Consider the following 18691-nt stretch of genomic DNA (forward strand, 5'->3'; position numbering starts at 1 on the left):
TTCCCCTCTACTTTTCCTTCGAATGGCAGGGCTTAATAGTTTGATTGATTCCGTACCAGATAACATCAACATGCGAACACCTGGTAGATAAATCCTGATATGCCCACCCTGTCAGGTCCCGCCAATTTCTATCATTTTTATCAATAGGAACAATTCCTTTTGTAATATCTGTCCCAATGATAATAATTTTTCGATTTTGAGCGCTATTTTCCCAGTCTATGTAACCATTCAATACGTTTACGAAATAGTTTCGGGCTTCGTTTACTGTCATTTCTGCAGAATGTTCTTTCAACCAGATTTCCAAACCTTCCAAAACAATGGACGTACTTGATAAAGTGTTCAAATCTTCTACTAATGGTTCTCCCTTGTAGGCTGAAATCCATTCACTCCCGGGATATTTCCCCTTCACCCATGCCTGTTTTCCGTTAAAGGCACCTCCTGTAACAAAATGCAATGTTCTCCCCTCCTTAAACCCTCTCTATCAAAAGTCAGCACAAACCCAGTCCCATGAGGAATACTCCACTCCCAGAATTCCCTTTCGATTGGAGAAAACTCATGCAGCAAGCTGCGAATAACACCACCATGTGTTACGATAAAGGCTCTTTTTGACCCTTGCTGAATAATTAAATCTATCAGCCTGTCCCATCCTTTCTGAACCCTGCCAGTAAATTGCTCAAAGGATTCACCATGTGGAGGAGTATAGGTAAATAGATTATTAATCCACTGCTGGTATTCATTAACTGCTTTTAATTCTTCATATGTCTTTCCTTGAAATGTTCCAAAATTCATTTCTCTTAATTCTGTAATAACAGCTGGTGCTACACCTGAAAATAAAATTTCAATGGTGGTCAAACATCTTTGTAAATCACTGGAAACAAATAAGTCATAGGAATACGGATTAAATGTATAGCCTGTCAATGTCTGAACTGCCTCATTGCATAGAGGAGAATCATTCCATCCCATATAAGCCCTTCGTTTATTCCCCTCTGTCATCCCATGACGAAATAATGTAATAGCCACAATATCATCCATAAGAAAGTCTCAGTCCCTTCAACAGTAGCTCCAAGCACGTCACCGGTAATTCCGCCAAACCATTTTTCCGCTTTTCTGCGTATGAACAAATAACATCCAAACGCCGACACTGTTAATGCAATAGCTAGCAATACAGAATCTGCATCAAATATGGTGATAATGCCGAGAAGGACAATCAGATACACCGGATAGACCTTCAATGTGCCCTGTTTACCCGCTTTTCTGAAGAATGATGCCAGTCCATCCTTTTTTGCTGGTAGTATCGTTAACAGTACGACACCCATTATTCCTTTACTTAAGAAGGGAATAAGCATGATAAGCAGGAAGGATTGGAAACTCGCAAACATGGTAATTTCATAAATGAATAAAAAACGCAGGCTTAATAGAATGATTACAGCCAAAACACCAAAAGCCCCTGTTCTTGGGTCCTTCATGATTTCCACTCTTTTATCTTTATCCTGATAAGAGAAGAACGCGTCGCTTGCATCCATCCATCCGTCCAGATGGATTCCACCCGATGAAATAATCATAAATAACCAGACAATAAAAACAACAGCTAAGGGCGAGAAAGGTGTCCATTCCAGAAGTGAGTATAAAAGCATGCTGTATAAAACACCCTGGAATAATCCCAATAAAGGAAAAGTTCGGATGCTTTTCTCCAAATATTCCTGATCCATTGGCAGGTTGGCTTTTATCGGAAGTGCGGTTAAAAATTGCAGATTAATTAAGAATCCCTTTATCAACTTCATCTTTCCCTTTCCCATCCATAAGCAATATCTTTTAACTTTTCCCAGTTCAAATGGTTTATCATATTCATAGCAATTCTATCATACCGTTCCTCTTTTATATCCTGTGCATATACGGTTTCCTTTATTGGCAGATGTTTCGATTCACGGATTTTATTTAACCATTGATTTCTCCATTCATCGTTATGGAAAAGATGATGGACATACGTACCAATAATTTTTCCATTGTGTCCGTAATAGCCTTCCTTTTTGTTATCCTCCAGTTCAAGAAAGAAAATTTCCTTTTCAAAAATCGTTGTATTCCCTGAATGAATTTTATATCCTTCAATTGGTTTGTTTCCAGGTAATTTTGTATTTGGATGATAGTGGCCTTTCACCCTAACTGTTTCTTTCTCTTCAGAAAAGACGGTTTCTGCAGGAATGAACTGTAATCCTTTCACAAGGCTTCCAGGTTTCCCTGTATCCGAGCCCCGTTGATCGATAATTTCTGTCCCCATCATTTGAAAACCACCACTAATTCCAACAATGTATCTGCCTTCTTTAACATAATTGATAAGTTGATCATAGAGCTTCGACTCTTTTAATCCGTTTAAATCATTTATTGTACTTTTTGTTCCTGGTAGGATGACCGCATCCGGCTGACCAAACTCGGAGGGCTCTTTAATAAACCGAACCGACACATCATCTTCATAGAGGAATGGTTCAAAATCACTGTAGTTGGAAATATAGGGAAGATGAATGACCGCCATGTCAATTTCCCTTTTTCCTCTTTTACCGATTTGCGTTTCCATCGATAAAGAATCCTCCCCATCAATCCGATGATTGTCAATATAGGGAAGGACTCCAAGTACGGGAATGCCGGTTTTGTCCTCCAGCCATTTCACTCCGTCATGAAACAATTCCAAATCTCCACGGAATTTATTGATGATTAATCCCTGTACCCTCTTTCTTTCATCAGGGGAAAGCAGCTCCAATGTGCCAACAATGTTTGCAAAGACCCCACCACGTTCTATATCTGCTACTAATAATACCGGGACATCAGCCAGTTCTGCTACTTTCATATTAACGAGCTCTCTATCGTTCAAATTGACTTCAGCTGGACTACCAGCACCTTCTATCACAACAACATCAAATTCCTTGTCTATATAGTCCAAAGAAGAACGAATAGCCTCAAGACCTTTTGAGTAGAATTTTTCCCGGTATTCTTTTCCTGATAACGTCTCAGCTGTCTTTCCAAACAGAACGATTTCCGATTGCATATCCGACCGGGGTTTTAACAGAATTGGATTCATCCAAACTACTGCTTCCGTTTTAGCCGCTTCTGCTTGAATCCCTTGTGCACGTCCAATTTCCTTTCCATCAATTGTTACATATGAATTATTAGACATATTTTGTGATTTGAAAGGTGCCACTTTCTCCCCTTCATTTGCAAATAAACGACATATTGCTGTTGTTATGAGGCTTTTTCCTACATCCGAAGCAGTTCCTTGAATCATAATCCCTTTCATCGTTTAACTCCCTTCATTAACACTGGTACACCTGCTTCAACTGCATAAGCTTGCATCGCCTTTTGCACGATTTGCCGGTGTAAGTTTCCTATCAGCTGACAATACATAAATACCAGGTCATTTTTTTCATGGAGGGGATCGGATAAAACCTCATTGCTAACGATAACCAATTGGTGGCAGTTTTTTCTTATAGCTTCTATTTCTGTTAAAATACGATGAAACACCGCTTTTAAATACGATTCATTCCAATCTGCTTCCTGAGAAAAAAGTTCATTCGTTAACCATGTTGTTAAACAGTCCAGCAATAGAACATCTTTTTCCCTGAAGCCGGATGCCAGGGATCCAATATTCGTTGATTGCTCCCACGTCTTCCATGAAAAACCACTCTTTCTTCTATCCTCCTGGTGACATGCAATTCTATTTTCCATCTCTTGATCAGACGGCATCCCAGTTGCTAGGTAATGAAGGGAACCGCCAATTTCTGATGCTCTTTCAGCAGCTTTTTTTTCGGCAAAGCTGCTTTTTCCACTTCGTACTCCACCAGTTATGAAGATTATGGAAGCTGTCTCCATTCTGTCAGCACCTCCATAAGGCGATTGTTTTCTTTCGTACCTTTTATCGCGAACCGCAACCACTTTCCTTCTAAGCCAGGGAAATTATATGTATGTCTCGGAACAATTCCTCTCCTCAGCAGAAATTCAAAGAACGGCATCTGCTCTTTCTCCAGTGGGTCCCGTAATAGATAAAAATTAATGGAAGACTCCGATACCACAAACGCTTCCCTGTGAAAAAAGGAAAACAGCCTTTCTCGTTCCGTATGTATAAAATTTATGGTGTTATCTATAAACCTGTCATCCTGCAGGCACAGTTCCCCTGCTGACATGGCAAGTATGTTGACAGACCAATGCGGCTGATCGTCTGATAGTTTTTCGATGATATGCTTGCCGGCGAGTACATATCCAAGCCGTAAGCCGGGAATCGCATACATCTTCGTCATCGAACGAAGAATGATTAAATTGCTGTAGTCTTTTAACAATGGCGCAATCGGAATATAGTCTTCCAAAAAGTCATAAAAAGCTTCATCGATAATGAGATAGCTATTATTTTGTTTACATTCCTTCAATAGTTTAACGATCGTCGAATGAGGATATCGAATGCCCGTTGGATTATTTGGGTTGCATAAAAAGACTGCATCCATACCCTTCAGTTTTAAAGCAATTTCCTTCTCATCCAACTCCCATTCAGGTTCTTTTAGATGATGATAAAAGATTTGACAGCCATTTTTATTACATGCTTTTTCATATTCTGAAAAAGCCGGTTCAATAAGTAATACATTCTTACCAGCCAGCATCCTCCCTATCAATGAGATTATCTCTGATCCACCATTTCCAATTAAGATCGATGAACGATCCACATTCTCTCTCTCTGCAATCCGTTCTTTCAAAATAAGGGTATGGGGATCTGGATAATCATAAATTTCAGGATATAATTCCGACCACTTTTCCTTTAAGATTCCAGGAGGACCGAATGGGTTAATATTGGCACTGAAATCGATCAGGTTTTTCGGTTTGGATATTTTCATTTCCTTATAGATATATTGCGGATTAGAACCATGTTCCGGCCAGTTCATACAATAATCCTCCCATGCTTATAAATAGCAAAAATAATATCGTTGTGCGGGTCAAAATGCTATTTGTTTTTATAATATGTTCTTCATTTAATCGTAAGATTGGTTCTCCCATAGTTTGTCTGTTAGAAATAATTCCTTTATAATAATTCACCCCGCCAAGCTGTACGCCCAGAAGTGATGCTATGGCCGCTTCCAGCCAGCCGCTGTTGGGACTTGGATGTCTTTTAGCATCACGGAATAAAATTCTAAATCCCTGTTTCCTGCTCATGCAGGCGGGCTTATGTCCTGACATAATCATAATGGCAGTCAAACGGCTTGGAATCCAATTAACCAAATCATCCAGTCTGGCAGCGGCCCAACCGAAGTCTTGAAACTTTTCGTTTTTATAACCAACCATAGAATCACATGTGTTGATTGCCCTGTAGACAATAGCAATTGGGGCACCGCCAATCAGCCCCCAAAATAAAGGTGCAGTTACCCCATCACTTATATTTTCAGCAACCGTTTCAACCGTGCCTCTTACAACTTCCTCTTTATTAAGATTTTCTGTATCTCTTCCGACGATATAAGAGAGTTTTAGTCTTGCATCGACCATATTCCCATTTTTAAGAGGCTGATAGACTTCCAGAGCTGCCTGTTTCAAACCTTTTTGGGCAATCGCCGTTGAAATAATGATAGCTTCTGCTGCAATTCCCAGCACTGGATGGATCAAGTAGCACAACCATACAAGAGAGAATGATACGAGAAAAACCACACTGATGATCAGAAAAACCATTATCAGTCCCTTACTTTTACGTGATATCCCTTTATTCAGTAGTTTTTCCAATAAGGAAATGCCGCTGCCTATCCATTTGACAGGGTGTGGCCATGCTGGCGGATCACCTATTATAAAGTCAATGAGGACAGCGATAAAAATTGCAATTAAATGATATTCCATTATTCCTGATCCCTTTTTCTTTTTTTGTGATTGGAGCTACAATTCAATTCCTTTAATAGCATTAACGCCTTCGTTATAATAATGCTTTTCCATACCAACAACAGATACGAGATCAGCTGCATCTCTAATCTCCTGCTTTGCATCTCTTCCGGTGATCACAAGGTGAACGTGAGAAGGTTTATTTTTAATCAAGTCTATCACTTCATTTAACGGCAAAACATCATCAATCGGAAAACTATCAATCGCTAAAGCATTATTTAATTCATCCAGAATCACTAAATCATATTCTCCGCTCATGACAGTATCCCTTGCGATTGGCCAGGCTTTCTTTAATGCTTCCCGATGTTCCTCAGGGGTTTTCAGCCAAGTAAATCCAATTCCAAGCTGGTCCATTTCAATACCCAGCTTTTCCAGTGAATATTTTTCTCCATAGGTACGTCTTGGTGATTTAATAAATTGCAGCATTTTAACTTTAAACTCTCTTCCAGCCGCGCGCACCGCTAAACCTACTGCTGCTGTTGTTTTACCTTTACCATCACCTGTGTAGACTAATGTTAATCCATTTCTTTTATTTCTTCCCATAATACATCTGCCTCCTGTATTCATAATTTTTTACAATACGGTACCATTTATCCTCTTTGTTCTCGAGCATCTTTTGTTTCTAAACATTTCTCAATCCAATTTTCAACAATCGACGGACTGGAAGCAAAATGAGTATATGTAAACCCTGCCACCAGGTTCCTGATAAGATATCCCTCTTTTTGATTGCCTCTCCTGCTTTTCAGTTCATAGGCTGGTTGAATCTCATCTCCTGTCTCACGAAAGGTGGAATAATGAAATTCATGGCCCTTTGCCATCGAATTCCGCAATAAGAAATTCCCATTCTGTCCTTTTATTTCTCTGTAGCCAATTGCCGTCAATCTGGATTGCATTTGAATTTCCCCAGGGATGATGCCTGTCATTTTATGTTTTATCTTTTCTTTTGTTTCAATGGACTCCGTCAAATACATGAAGCCGCCACACTCAGCTAAGGTTGGTAATCCATTATCAATGGCAGCCTTCACAGATTGTTTCGTTTTATGATTTGATGCAAGTTTATGTGCAAACTCTTCAGGAAAGCCGCCGCCAAGATAGAGTCCATCCACATTATCAGGCAAAGCATCATTTGCCAATGGTGAAAAATAATCAATTTCCACACCATTTGCTTCCAGCATCTCTAAGTTCTCAGGATAGTAAAAATTAAATGCTGCGTCTTTTGCTACGGCAATTCTTACGGAAGCTTCCTTCTTTTTATCAAAAAGCGAAGGTCCGTTAGTTTCTGCAAGTGGCTTAACAACTGATAATTCAAGGAGCTTATTGATGTCGACAGTTTCCAGCACCAAATCTCCCAACTTATCAAAAAGTGAATCAAGATCTCCTCTTTCAATAGAAGGGATGAGTCCTAAATTCCTCTCAGGGATTTCAATCGCAAGCTCTCGTTTTAAATAACCAAGTACAGGGATCGCGCATTCTTGTTCAATTGCCGTCTTCACTAATTGATAGTGACCCTCACTTCCCACACTATTTGCTATCACACCTGCTATATTTGTTCCCTCCGCAAATGATTGAAAGCCTTTTACAATTGCAGCAGCACTCCGAGCCATACTTGAACAATTCACAACAAGTACCACGGGACTTTTTGTTAACATACCAATCTCTGCAGTAGATCCTTCATTCGTTTCCGGTGATTTCCCATCAAAAAAGCCCATCACACCTTCAATTATGGAAATGTCGGTGTTTTTGCTCCCATGTGTAAAAATATCCAGCAGACTATCCTCTGTAAGCATCCAGCTATCCAGATTACGGGATATTCGGTTCGTTACTGCTCTATGATAGGTTGGATCAATAAAATCCGGTCCGCATTTAAACCCCTGCACCTCTAGTCCCCGCTTTTTCAGGGCGGACATGATTCCAATAGTTAGGGTCGTTTTCCCTACTCCACTGCCCGTTCCCGCTATAACCATTCTTCTTTCTATCAAAATCAACACCACCTGTCTAGTAGATTCCGTTATTTTGAACCCGCTTTAAGTACTTCTTTACTGCTTTATGCGTTGTCTGATATACCAACTGTCCAATTCCTTTTCCTGCTACTGTTCCTGACCCAGCATATTGAGTTACGCTTCCTCGCTGTGTTAGGGCGAGAAGCAGAGCATCTGTTGATGTACCTGTTGCAATTGTATTCGATTGAGGGTCTCTGATATCAAGGTCCTGTAAGGCTTTTACTTTAGCCTCCGTTGCTGACATGTATCCATTTACAAGTGCACCATCTGTAAAGTGGGCATCTATAAAGACCATTGTATTGATCGTACCAATTTGACTGGCAGAGTTTGGTGTGTATTCAGATGCTATATCAACGGCATTTCCAACACCTGCCGTTACAATTACCATCATTTGAATGCCTTCTATTTCTTGGGTTTCAATTACCTTATCTTCAAGATTGACAGCAGTCATCATTCCTACAGCCTGTTCATGAGGAATTTGGTATGAATCCATCCTTTCCTGCAAATCTCTTTTAGGGTCAGAGCAATTATAGTGCTTATCAACATGAAAATTACAAAAGTGCTTTAACCACTGAATCCCCTCTCCTATTACGCCATTGGATATGGTTCGCATTGGCTGATCAAATTGAATATGAATATAGTTCTTATTTTTCACCAGTTTATAAGATTTGACCAGGTCTATAGGTTTTTCATTTGCAGCGTGCTGTGGAGTCATCAGAATTTGTGGGTTCGATACAGCTGGATGGGCCTGTGTTTTTACCTGGACCTCATACACTTGTTTTAATTGCTCTTCTTTCCGCAATGTATCTACATCCCCCACCTCCAGTAATCTTCCTTTGTCCAGTAAGCCAATGCGATTTGCATACAGAGAAGCAAGGTTTAAATCATGTAATATGGCAAAGATCGTTAGCCCGTTTTTCTGCTGTTGTTCCTTCAGCAAATCCAGTAAATGGAAGGTGTGTTTAATGTCCAAATGGTTTGTCGGTTCGTCTAAAAGCAGGATTTCAGGCTCCTGTGCCATAGCCTTCGCCAATAGGACCCGCTGTTTTTCTCCTCCACTAATCATTCGGAATTGAGTATTTCGATACTTGCTTATTTTGGTTCGCTCCATGACATCTTCAATGACTTCCCGGTCTGCTTTTGATAACTGCTTCATGATCCCCTTTTGATAAGGATAACGTCCAAGACTGATGATTTCTTCGACAGTATAGTCAAATGAAGCATGAACCTCCTGCGTCAGCACAGATACCTTTTTAGCTTTTTCCAGCTTTGAAAGCAATGATATTTCCTTTCCAGATAGAAAAATTCTCCCTTCTTGGATAGGAAGCTGCCCTGTAATCAGCTTAAATAGCGTAGTTTTACCACTCCCATTTGGTCCGAGCAGTGCAAAAAACTCTCCATTTTCAATCTCCAGATGAAGATCTTCGATAATTGGGGTATTTTTATATCCGCCTGCTAAATTTTCTATTCTAATCATTTAAATAGCCTCTCCTACCAATTCTTTCTCTAATTAATAATAGCGCAAATACGGGTGCACCAATTAGACCTGTAATGACACCAATTGGAAGCTCACTCGGAGCAATAATCGTTCTTGCAACCAAATCTGCTGCAATTAGAAAGGCTCCTCCGACGAGCATAGATAATGGGAGCAGATGCCGGTGATTCGGACCTGTTACAAGACGAACCAGATGGGGAATCACAAGACCTACAAATCCTATAGAACCAGACACCGCAACGGAAGCACCTGTCAACAAGGATGCACCTAATAATATAAAAATTTTCCCTCTTTTTACATTTACTCCAATATGATCAGCTGCTTCCTCCCCTAACGCCAGAGCATTCAATTCCCGGTAGTGAATGAGAAGCATAAATGCTCCAACAAGCATAAAAGGCAGGATTAATTGAACATGCTCCCATCCCCTCATTGCGACACTTCCATATAACCAATAAATAATCTGTGTCATGGAATCCCGGTCCCCTAATGAAATAATCAGGGAAGTAACTGAGCCAATAAAAGCCCCCACAATAATTCCTGCTAGGATTATCGTTTCAATAGCTAAATTTCTGCTGCTTAATCTGACTAATCCAAATACAATGAATAGCGTTATAAACCCACTAATAATTGCAACAACTGGAAGTGTAAAACTTCCTAACCCAACTATCGTCACCTGAAAAAACAAAACAAACACTGCACCTAAAGCAGCACCAGATGAAACTCCAATGGTATAAGGGTCTGCTAACGGGTTACGTAAAAGTCCTTGAAATGCAGCACCAGCTAATGCCAGAGATGAACCAACACAAAGAGCAAGTAAAACTCTTGGTAATCGGATATTCCATATAATCATTTCTTCATTTTTGGGAATATCGTTCAGCCACCCAATATTAAAAGCGTTTTCGGAAACGATATGTAAAATAGTAGGGATGGGAATTGCCACACTACTCTCTAATAAACCAAGGAGAGTTGTACCAAGTACAATCCCTCCACTTAAAACATACATCCATACAATCTTATTCGTTAAATACTTTCGGATAGATGAGCTTTGCAAGTGTTTCCACTCCTTCGATCAAGCGAGGACCAGGTCTCGTAACCATGTCATTGTCAACATCAAATACTTGATCATTTTTTACGGCTGGAACCTCCGCCCATCCATTACGTGACAATACTTCTTCTTTAGGATTCTCTATATAATATCCATAGGTCGTAATAATAATATCCGGGTTTAAATTAACAATTTCTTCTTCTGTGAATTTCACCCAACCCTCCACATCTTCGGCAGCGTTAATTGCCTGAATGGACTCCAACATTTCATGCATAAATGTATTTTGACCAGTTGTAAAAATGTCCGGTGCCGGCGAAACCTCTACCCAAACTTTCTTTTTATCTGTAATCGATTCTGCTTTTTCTTTGATCGATTCAAGGCGTTGCTTCATATCAGCAGTTATCTCTTCTGCTTCAGATTGAGTGCCTGTAGCGGTTCCAATCATTTTAATCTTACTGTACACATCTTCAAAGGATGTTGCACTGCCAATAACAATCACCTTTATCCCTACTTCTTCATACTGTTCTAAGATTTCAGGGTGATTATTGTAATGGTAATCGGTAACAAGCGCTATATCCGGCAGAAGTGTCAGGATAAGTTCAGCATTCATATCCTGGCCGCCAACTTTCTGGATTTCCAGCGCCTCTTCAGGATAGTTATCATAGTCCGAAACACCAATTATTTTACCGCCAAGTCCCAGTGCAAATAAAATCTCCGTAAAACTAGCTTGTATAGAAATAATCGTTTCAGGTTCGTTTTCTATTATTACTTCCCGACCAGCATCATCCGTAAAGGTTACTGGAAATAGCTCTTCATTCTTCTCCCCTGATTCTTCATCCGTTACCTCTGCATCAGATGCACCCGTTTCACCCTCGGTAGACTGTTCTTCATCCTGTGCTCCACAACCTGCAAAAATCAAGATACTTAACAAAAGAACAATACAAGGAAGCAGCCACTTTTTCAGAAAATTATTGCCCATCTCTATTCCCCCTAATATTTTTTCAGCATTAAAAAACGCCTTTCCTGATAGGAAAAGCGTAAATGTAAAAGCACATATGTATCCTCAATCAGAGAGTTAAAAATACATATACTCCCACTGATGAGTTCGATTACGATGCACTTTAAACATTCCTTTCCTCGAGGAAGCTTAAAAAATCAAATAGGCAGGTCTCCTGACTTACGAATCAACGGTTGGTTAACCCTTCCCATGCAGATACACAGTGGATATTTTTAACCTTCCTCATCGCTCACAGTGGCGGGACCGTGTTGGATTTGCACCAACTTCCCTCTTCGTTTTAAATGAATCTTAATCAAATCATTTAAAAAACCTATTAATTCGGCTGTTTTTTATACTAATCGTATAATAGTCCACTTTCGCCTTTTTGTAAACCAAATCGGCAAAATTGTAAAGCTATTTTAAATAATTTTATCAAATCCTGTAAATTGATTTTGCAGTATAGTGGCCCATCCTGATGATTAGAGTGATTTCATATAATATCTATTTCATCATTAAATAAAGCTCTTTTCGTAAATTTTGGGACTGCATTTCGTTCGCCTCATCAAAATACTGGGACTGCGCACTGCTCGCCCCATCGAAACCATTTGTTGTTTTTTTATTTTCGCAGCATTTCTGTAGAAAACGACGTATGTGCTGGGTTGTTAATCCAACACTGCGGAAATATACTACGCTTTCCGCGGGCTCGCGATGAGACTTCCGCGGGAAGAAAGGCCTCAGTGAGACCCACAGCGCGTAGAAGGAAGATTCTTCTGTTTTATTTCACAACAAGGACTGGGCAATCAACACGCTTTACCACTTTATGGCTAACACTTCCCAGAACCATGGTTTGTAGTTTATTAAGTCCTCGACTTCCGACGACAACACAGTCAAAATCATTATCATTTGCAAATTCTACAATCGTTGGACCAGGTTCACCATGCAAAATATGTGTCTTACAATCTATATTTGCATCAAGAACCATTTGTTTAACTGCTTGAATCTTTTCATTACGTTTCATTTCAATTTCGTATTTATTTGTGGAATTTAATACATCAGATTTTGCTGTATCACCATCAACGACATAAACAATATCAATTGTTCCACCAAACTTTTCTGCTAGTTGAATAGCATGTTGGGTGGATCGGAAGGAATGGTCCGATCCATCTGTTGCTATGAGTATTTTTTGAAACATTGAGTCATCAAAACCTTTCATTTACGTTATTCCTTAATGTCCGGAAGCCTGTGATAATCCGCCGATTCGATTTTTCAATTGTTTACTTGCTTCGTTTAATCCTGTGTAGTGAACTTTAATATCATTTTGGGCAAATTTCATCTCAATTTTATCCAATGCTCCAATCGCTGAATCATCCCACAAATGTGCATGAGTTAAATTTATTTCTACTTGTTTAATAGAATCATTGAAATTGAAGTTGTTGGGAAAATCATTGACAGAGGCAAAGAATAGCTGTCCTTGAACATGATATATTTTTTTCTGTTCTTTAATGACGAGTTCCTCTGTTACTTTTACTTTCGAGATTTTTGCTGCAAAGAAAATGGCACTTAATAATACCCCGGCCAACACACCTATAGCTAAGTTATGCGTCATTAACACAATTACTACTGTCGCAACCATTACCATTGCATCTGTTTTTGGCAATTTGTTCAAATTTTTCACAGATGCCCAATCGAATGTACTAATAGCAACCATAAACATGACGCCAGCTAAAGCAGCCATTGGGATTTGGACAACTAAACCACCTAATACGATGATTAAGAACATTAGCGTCGCACCAGCTACAAGTAAGGATAATCTGCCTTTTCCTCCTGACTTCACATTAATAACAGATTGTCCGATCATAGCACATCCAGCCATCCCACCGAAGAAACCTGTAACAATATTTGCTATTCCTTGTCCACGACTTTCCTTATTCTTATTACTTTCTGTATCCGTCATATCATCAACAATATTGGCAGTTAATAGTGTCTCTACTAAACCTACAATTGCCAATGAGAAAGAATACGGAAGAATAATCATTAAGGTTTCCAATGAAAATGGAATAGAAGGAATTAAGAATACTGGTAATTGCTGGGTCAAGGCTCCCATATCTCCTACTGTACCTACATTAATATTACCAAAGATTGCTATTACTGTTACAACCACAATTGCCACAAGCGTGGATGGAACTGCTTTTGTAATTCTTGGAAAAAGATATATGATTGCTAACGTTAAAGCTACTAAAGCATACATAAGCCAAGTTTCTCCCACAAAGTGGGCAAGCTGCGCCATAAAGATCATAATAGCTAATGCATTAACAAATCCAACCATCACAGAACGAGGTACAAACTTCATCACTTTAGCCATTTTAAAAACGCCAAATAAAATTTGAATGATCCCCGTTAGGATTGTTGCTGCCAGTAAATACTGAAGTCCATGATCAGCTATTAAACCTACCATAAGCAATGCCATCGCTCCAGTTGCCCCCGAAACCATTCCCGGCCTGCCACCTACAAAAGCAAGTACAACAGCAATACAAAATGCTGCATAAAGACCTACCATTGGGTCAACGCCGGCGATTATCGAAAAGGCAATCGCTTCAGGAATAAGTGCTAATGCAACAACGATTCCTGACATACTATCGCCACGAATATTCCCGAACCACTCATTTTTGATATTTTGCATATTCATGTTAGTTCTCCTTTTCTTTATTTTTAACTTTTGACCATCAAAAGTAATTTCCGTTATTAACAGATTGAATGATATCACAAAAATTCCTGTTCACAAAATGCCAGGAAAGCGTAAACATTGCTAGTTTACTATCAATATCATTATTTTCCTCTAATTTAATACCATGAATAGTAAACATACAAATAGACTACATTTGATTATAACCATTTATAATTGAGTATAAATTAGAATTTGTTTTTTAAACAAATATGTTTCTATGGTATGATTGAATCAGGTTAACCGTTTGGAGGCGTCTTTATGAATAAAGAAATTATGACTGTTTCACAAGTTGCCGAGTATTTACAATTAAGTGAAATGACAACATATAAATTAGTACAGGAGGGTAAGATACCTGCCTTTAAAATTGGAAGACATTGGCGTGTAAAAAGAGACGATTTAGATGAATTAATTGAGAGATTGAAAAAAGGAGAAAGAATATAAAAAATGACTCCCAGGTTAATTCAACCTTGGAGTCATTTACTTAGAAACTTTTAATTCCTATCTGAGCCTTACTAGGTTTCTTCGCAATAATCGAACAGATAACTCCGATGACTGGAAAAATCAAAGTAACAAGTAATACTGGTGTATAACTATGGAATAAATCAAATCCAACACCAAATGGCAGTGGACCCAGCGAAGAACCAATAACGGTCATTGTTACCCCGACTCCATTTATACTTCCAATATGTTTACGTCCAAAATAATTTGGCCAGATAACATTTAAACTAATTCGTTCTAATCCATTGGCAATTCCCCAAACTATTCCAAAAAGAATAGCCATCCATAAACTTTTTGTTACAATTAACATTAATAGTAAAATAATTTCAATAATAAATATGGCAACAAGCAAATAGTTTGTAGGAATTCGGTCAGTTATCATACCGGAGATAAAGGACATCGGAATACCCACCATTGCCATTAAACTAAGAACCATTGCAGCAATTGCAGGAGATAAGTCGTTGGTACCAAATATAGATATAACATGAAAGGTAATTCCTGTATTAACCATTGCCGGTATACCAACACAAACTAGAATGGCCCAGAATGCTCTTGTTTTTTTAGCTTCAGTTAATGTCCAATCCTCTGCGGCTTCCTTCACTACATTAACGCCAATCAAGGGTTTATATTTCATATCCTTTTGTTTTCCAGGTCCATCAGGTTTAAGTCCCATATCCTCCGGTTTATTTCGCACACCAAATAAAGCAATAGGTACAAATACAAGCAGTAATAATACTCCCCAAAACTGCCAGGCAAACCGCCAGTCCCATGTATTGATCAACCAAGTATTAATAACCGGAAACAACATCGCACTGATGAAACTACCTAATGTCATAATACTGAATGCAAATCCCCTTTTTTTAATAAACCATTGAGCTACCAATGTATTAGGAATAAGCGTCATACTACCTTGTCCAAGTAATCGAATAAAGAAGAACCCAAGTGCAAGCATCCAAATACTTGAGACAATACTATTCCAAAAACAAGCAATTGCAAATAGGACTCCAATCACAACCATCATAATTCGTTGACCAAATCGATCTATAAACCTTCCAATAAATATCATAATAAGTCCCGCTACCAATGTAGCAGCAGAATAAATACCCGATACTTGTGATCGTGACCAACCAAAATCTGATATGTAGGCATCAATAAATGTAGAATTGGAATAAGTCTGACCGGGTCCAGAGAAGAAAACCCCGAGTCCAGCAATAAAAACAATAAACCAACCATAATAAAACTTCCCAATAAACTTCGCCACGATGTACACCTCCTCACTCCACCAAATGCTAATTTATATGTTTAGTAGGGTAATAAGCTTGGAGACTATGATAACACTGAGAACATAACATACCGTGAATGGAAAAGCACTTTATTGCTTGATCTTTTTCAATTTTTGATTTTATACTCTTTACTAATATCTGCAATAAGCATGAACCGTTCCTTTATGGTCAAGTAAGGGATTAAGTTAGATAACTGAAATAAAAAGCAAACTTTCTTAACCTGGTTAAATTAAATATGGAAAGATCCAGAGAACCATTTTAGATACATAATTAAAAAATATAGAAGGATATTAGTCATAAGAACAGTTACTTGAGAGGTGTAGACCAAAGTGTATAAACTTTTTACATTTGCATTCCTACTGTTAATTCTATTTCCATCCATGGTATTTGCAAATGATGAAAGTAATCATGTCAAAGCCGGCTTCATAAGAGATGGAGATTTATGGGTTCTTATTGGTAACAAAGAGGAGCAAATTACGAATACAGGACAAGTCATTTACACACCAAAGTGGTCACATGACGGTAAATGGCTTTTATATCAAAATGAAGCTACATCTGACGACCAAGTAGAAGTATGGGCTTATCATCTGGAAACAAAGGAAAATAAAAAGGTTTTTTATAATGGCTATTCCCCAACATGGGCACCACATACAAATGAGATTGCTTTTAATGATAAAGGTATTTTAAACATCTCGGATCTCCAAAAATTCTATAATATTGCAACAGGGGTTAACAATTATACATGGCTGCCTGATGGAAGTGGATTCTTATTATCAGCCGCTGGAACCCTTCGTCCCGATGGATGGTCAAGTGCTATTCTTTATAAGAAAAAATTAACTGATCATTATGAGGATATTAATTTATTTGGGGATGTTGAGCATTTCTTCACTCTCCCGAAGGAAATTGGAATTGATAACAAGAAAATCATTGCTGTTTATGCGGGAGATTTTAATTTTTCACCCAGTAACAAATGGATTTCCTTCATCGTTTCACCTACAGCTTCCTGGTCCATGGATAGTAATATGCTGAGTGTAATATCCAGTGATGGAAAAGATTTCGAAGTGTTAGACGAGATTATTTTAAATGTTGGTGAACCTAAATGGGCACCATCCAGTGATACCATTGCTTTTATTGCCGGTGGCGGAAGAATTGTTTTTGGTTTTAAGGACAAAGATTTAAAGATTCGTGAAATGCCTGTAACAGGGTCATTTACACCTCCAAACTATGTGGATCTTGACTTTGATTGGATTACTGATAAATCTATTGTTACTTCAAGAATGGAAGAAAGTGAATGGTCCAATGATTTCAGTGATCATCCATTACCATCACTTTATACAATAGATATCGAAAATAATAAGCAACTTGAGATTACAAATCCACCTAAAGGTTATGGTGATTATAATCCTGAGTATGTCAGTTCTATGGAAAAACTCGTATGGCAAAGAGGTGTTTCTATTACAGATCAAGATAGAATGCTTTGGAAAGCAAATCCTGACGGTACGGAGGCAGAAGCGTGGATTCAGAATGTCGATATGATTGAATTTTACTGAGGTGAATTATGTTTTGAGTTTGAAATCATGAAAGACTGCAATTTAGTATTAAAGCCTGATCGCTCTAAGCTAGAAGAGGAATCAGGCTTTTATTATAGAGAGTTTGGAAACACAAGAAAAAGAAAAAATAATTATAATTTCTCTATTCTTTAACTTACCAAAGGACTGATCCCTTAGATCCGGAATACTTTTACTGTTCCTTGTCCCAACAACACTCTCTCACTCAAAGTCATTAAGTATTGCACGTACTTCATGTGTAGATTCTGTGCTCATCAATTGATGTCTTAATTCACTAGCCCCTTTAAAATCGCGAATATAAATCTTAAAGAAGCGGCGAAGTGGCCTGAATTGGCGTGGTTCTATTTTTGAATATTTGTCAAATAGGTCCAGATGCAATCTTAAAAGATCAAGCAATTCCTCCGTGCTATGCTCTTTCGGATCTTTTTCAAAAGCAAATGGATTTTTAAAGATACCTCGCCCAATCATGATCCCATCAACACCATATTGATTAAACAGCTCTAAGCCTGTCTCACGGTCAGGAATATCCCCATTAATCGTCAAAAGCGTATCTGGTGCCACCTCATCACGAAGTTTTTTAATCTCCGGAATCAATTCCCAATGAGCATCTACTTTACTCATTTCCTTTTTTGTACGCAGATGAATGGAAAGATTAGCGATATCTTGCTCCAAAATGTGTGTTAACCAGTTTTGCCATTCGTCTACATCAGTGTAACCAAGCCTTGTCTTCACACTTACGGGCAATCCTCCCGCTTTTGCTGCTTGTATGATATCTGCTGCAACTTCCGGACGACGGATCAGGCCACATCCCTTCCCTTTCTGTGCCACATTAGGTACTGGACAGCCCATATTGATATCTACACCCTTAAACCCTTGTTCCGCCATACCAATACTCATTTGCCGAAAGTATTCAGGATTATCTCCCCATATATGGGCTACAATTGGTTGTTCATCCTCTGTAAAAGTCAAACGCCCACGTACACTTTGTTTCCCCTCCGGGTGACAATAACTTACCGTGTTTGTAAACTCAGTAAAAAACACATCAGGTCTGGCTGATTCACTCACGACATGACGAAAAACAACATCGGTCACGTCTTCCATTGGTGCTAAAATAAAAAACGGTCGTGGTAAATCACGCCAAAAATTATCTATCATTAAAATTCAATTCCTCTCATTACGGTATATCAG

General features: G+C 38.7%; 18 protein-coding genes and 1 riboswitch. Of the genes, 2 read left to right on the plus strand and 16 right to left on the minus strand.

Translation table 11 applies throughout. The annotated features are described in order from the left end of the window. Nucleotides 1-7: 7 nt before the first annotated feature. The 14 genes from CIL05_RS19205 to CIL05_RS19270 form a co-directional block, all read right to left on the minus strand. Entirely contained in the window at nt 8-454 is a 447-nt protein-coding gene (locus CIL05_RS19205) for a bifunctional adenosylcobinamide kinase/adenosylcobinamide-phosphate guanylyltransferase (RefSeq protein ID WP_095657148.1), read from the minus strand. Next, nucleotides 406-1032 carry a histidine phosphatase family protein gene (locus tag CIL05_RS19210; RefSeq protein WP_095657149.1) on the minus strand — a complete coding sequence of 209 codons (627 nt, stop codon included), beginning with the start codon at nt 1030-1032 and terminating at the stop codon, nt 406-408. The genes CIL05_RS19205 and CIL05_RS19210 overlap by 49 nt, the downstream gene beginning before the upstream one ends. After that, nucleotides 990-1781 (minus strand): adenosylcobinamide-GDP ribazoletransferase, encoded by a 792-nt coding sequence (gene cobS / locus CIL05_RS19215; protein WP_095657150.1) that lies wholly within the window; start codon nt 1779-1781, stop codon nt 990-992. Before cobS ends, CIL05_RS19210 begins: the two co-directional genes overlap by 43 nt. After that, complete coding sequence (locus tag CIL05_RS19220; protein WP_095657151.1) at nt 1778-3286, minus strand: cobyric acid synthase; 1509 nt, start codon at nt 3284-3286, stop codon at nt 1778-1780. The genes cobS and CIL05_RS19220 overlap by 4 nt, the downstream gene beginning before the upstream one ends. Continuing rightward, a complete protein-coding gene (locus CIL05_RS19225) occupies nt 3283-3858 on the minus strand; it encodes a bifunctional adenosylcobinamide kinase/adenosylcobinamide-phosphate guanylyltransferase (protein WP_095657152.1) in 576 nt (191 codons plus the stop codon). Before CIL05_RS19225 ends, CIL05_RS19220 begins: the two co-directional genes overlap by 4 nt. Further along, a complete protein-coding gene (gene cobD / locus CIL05_RS19230; protein ID WP_095657153.1) occupies nt 3840-4916 on the minus strand; it encodes a threonine-phosphate decarboxylase CobD in 1077 nt (358 codons plus the stop codon). The genes CIL05_RS19225 and cobD overlap by 19 nt, the downstream gene beginning before the upstream one ends. Continuing rightward, nucleotides 4891-5853 (minus strand): adenosylcobinamide-phosphate synthase CbiB, encoded by a 963-nt coding sequence (gene cbiB / locus CIL05_RS19235; RefSeq protein ID WP_338066958.1) that lies wholly within the window; start codon nt 5851-5853, stop codon nt 4891-4893. The genes cobD and cbiB overlap by 26 nt, the downstream gene beginning before the upstream one ends. A 36-nt stretch (nt 5854-5889) precedes the next feature. Further along, nucleotides 5890-6435, minus strand: a complete 546-nt coding sequence (locus CIL05_RS19240; protein WP_095657155.1) for a cob(I)yrinic acid a,c-diamide adenosyltransferase — start codon at nt 6433-6435, stop codon at nt 5890-5892. A gap of 47 nt (nt 6436-6482) precedes the next feature. Further along, entirely contained in the window at nt 6483-7871 is a 1389-nt protein-coding gene (locus CIL05_RS19245) for a cobyrinic acid a,c-diamide synthase CobB (protein WP_206207808.1), read from the minus strand. A gap of 16 nt (nt 7872-7887) precedes the next feature. Then, entirely contained in the window at nt 7888-9369 is a 1482-nt protein-coding gene (locus CIL05_RS19250; RefSeq protein WP_095657156.1) for an adenosylcobinamide amidohydrolase, read from the minus strand. Beyond that, on the minus strand, nt 9362-10438 hold the full coding sequence (locus CIL05_RS19255) for a FecCD family ABC transporter permease (protein ID WP_206207809.1): 1077 nt from the start codon (nt 10436-10438) through the stop codon (nt 9362-9364). The genes CIL05_RS19250 and CIL05_RS19255 overlap by 8 nt, the downstream gene beginning before the upstream one ends. Next, complete coding sequence (locus tag CIL05_RS19260; protein ID WP_095657157.1) at nt 10401-11411, minus strand: ABC transporter substrate-binding protein; 1011 nt, start codon at nt 11409-11411, stop codon at nt 10401-10403. Before CIL05_RS19260 ends, CIL05_RS19255 begins: the two co-directional genes overlap by 38 nt. Before the next feature lie 166 nt (nt 11412-11577). After that, a riboswitch (cobalamin riboswitch) is annotated at nt 11578-11779 on the minus strand. A gap of 425 nt (nt 11780-12204) precedes the next feature. Continuing rightward, a complete protein-coding gene (locus CIL05_RS19265; RefSeq protein WP_095657197.1) occupies nt 12205-12621 on the minus strand; it encodes a universal stress protein in 417 nt (138 codons plus the stop codon). 33 nt (nt 12622-12654) lie between these two features. Then, nucleotides 12655-14115 carry a SulP family inorganic anion transporter gene (locus CIL05_RS19270; RefSeq protein ID WP_095657158.1) on the minus strand — a complete coding sequence of 487 codons (1461 nt, stop codon included), beginning with the start codon at nt 14113-14115 and terminating at the stop codon, nt 12655-12657. Nucleotides 14116-14412: 297 nt separating this feature from the next. Here CIL05_RS19270 and CIL05_RS19275 point away from each other — a divergent pair, with 297 nt between their 5' ends. Next, on the plus strand, nt 14413-14595 hold the full coding sequence (locus CIL05_RS19275; protein ID WP_095657159.1) for a helix-turn-helix domain-containing protein: 183 nt from the start codon (nt 14413-14415) through the stop codon (nt 14593-14595). Between the two features lie 40 nt (nt 14596-14635). Here CIL05_RS19275 and CIL05_RS19280 read toward each other — a convergent pair whose 3' ends face one another. Continuing rightward, entirely contained in the window at nt 14636-15913 is a 1278-nt protein-coding gene (locus tag CIL05_RS19280) for an MFS transporter (RefSeq protein WP_240510241.1), read from the minus strand. 351 nt (nt 15914-16264) lie between these two features. Between CIL05_RS19280 and CIL05_RS19285 the strand changes: the two genes are divergently transcribed. Continuing rightward, entirely contained in the window at nt 16265-17485 is a 1221-nt protein-coding gene (locus tag CIL05_RS19285; RefSeq protein ID WP_240510242.1) for a TolB family protein, read from the plus strand. 219 nt (nt 17486-17704) lie between these two features. Here CIL05_RS19285 and CIL05_RS19290 read toward each other — a convergent pair whose 3' ends face one another. Then, entirely contained in the window at nt 17705-18658 is a 954-nt protein-coding gene (locus CIL05_RS19290) for a tRNA dihydrouridine synthase (RefSeq protein WP_095657160.1), read from the minus strand. Nucleotides 18659-18691 lie beyond the last annotated feature (33 nt).

Origin of the sequence: Virgibacillus profundi (genome assembly GCF_002287375.1) — a bacterium.
Lineage (GTDB): Bacteria > Bacillota > Bacilli > Bacillales > Amphibacillaceae > Virgibacillus_K > Virgibacillus_K profundi.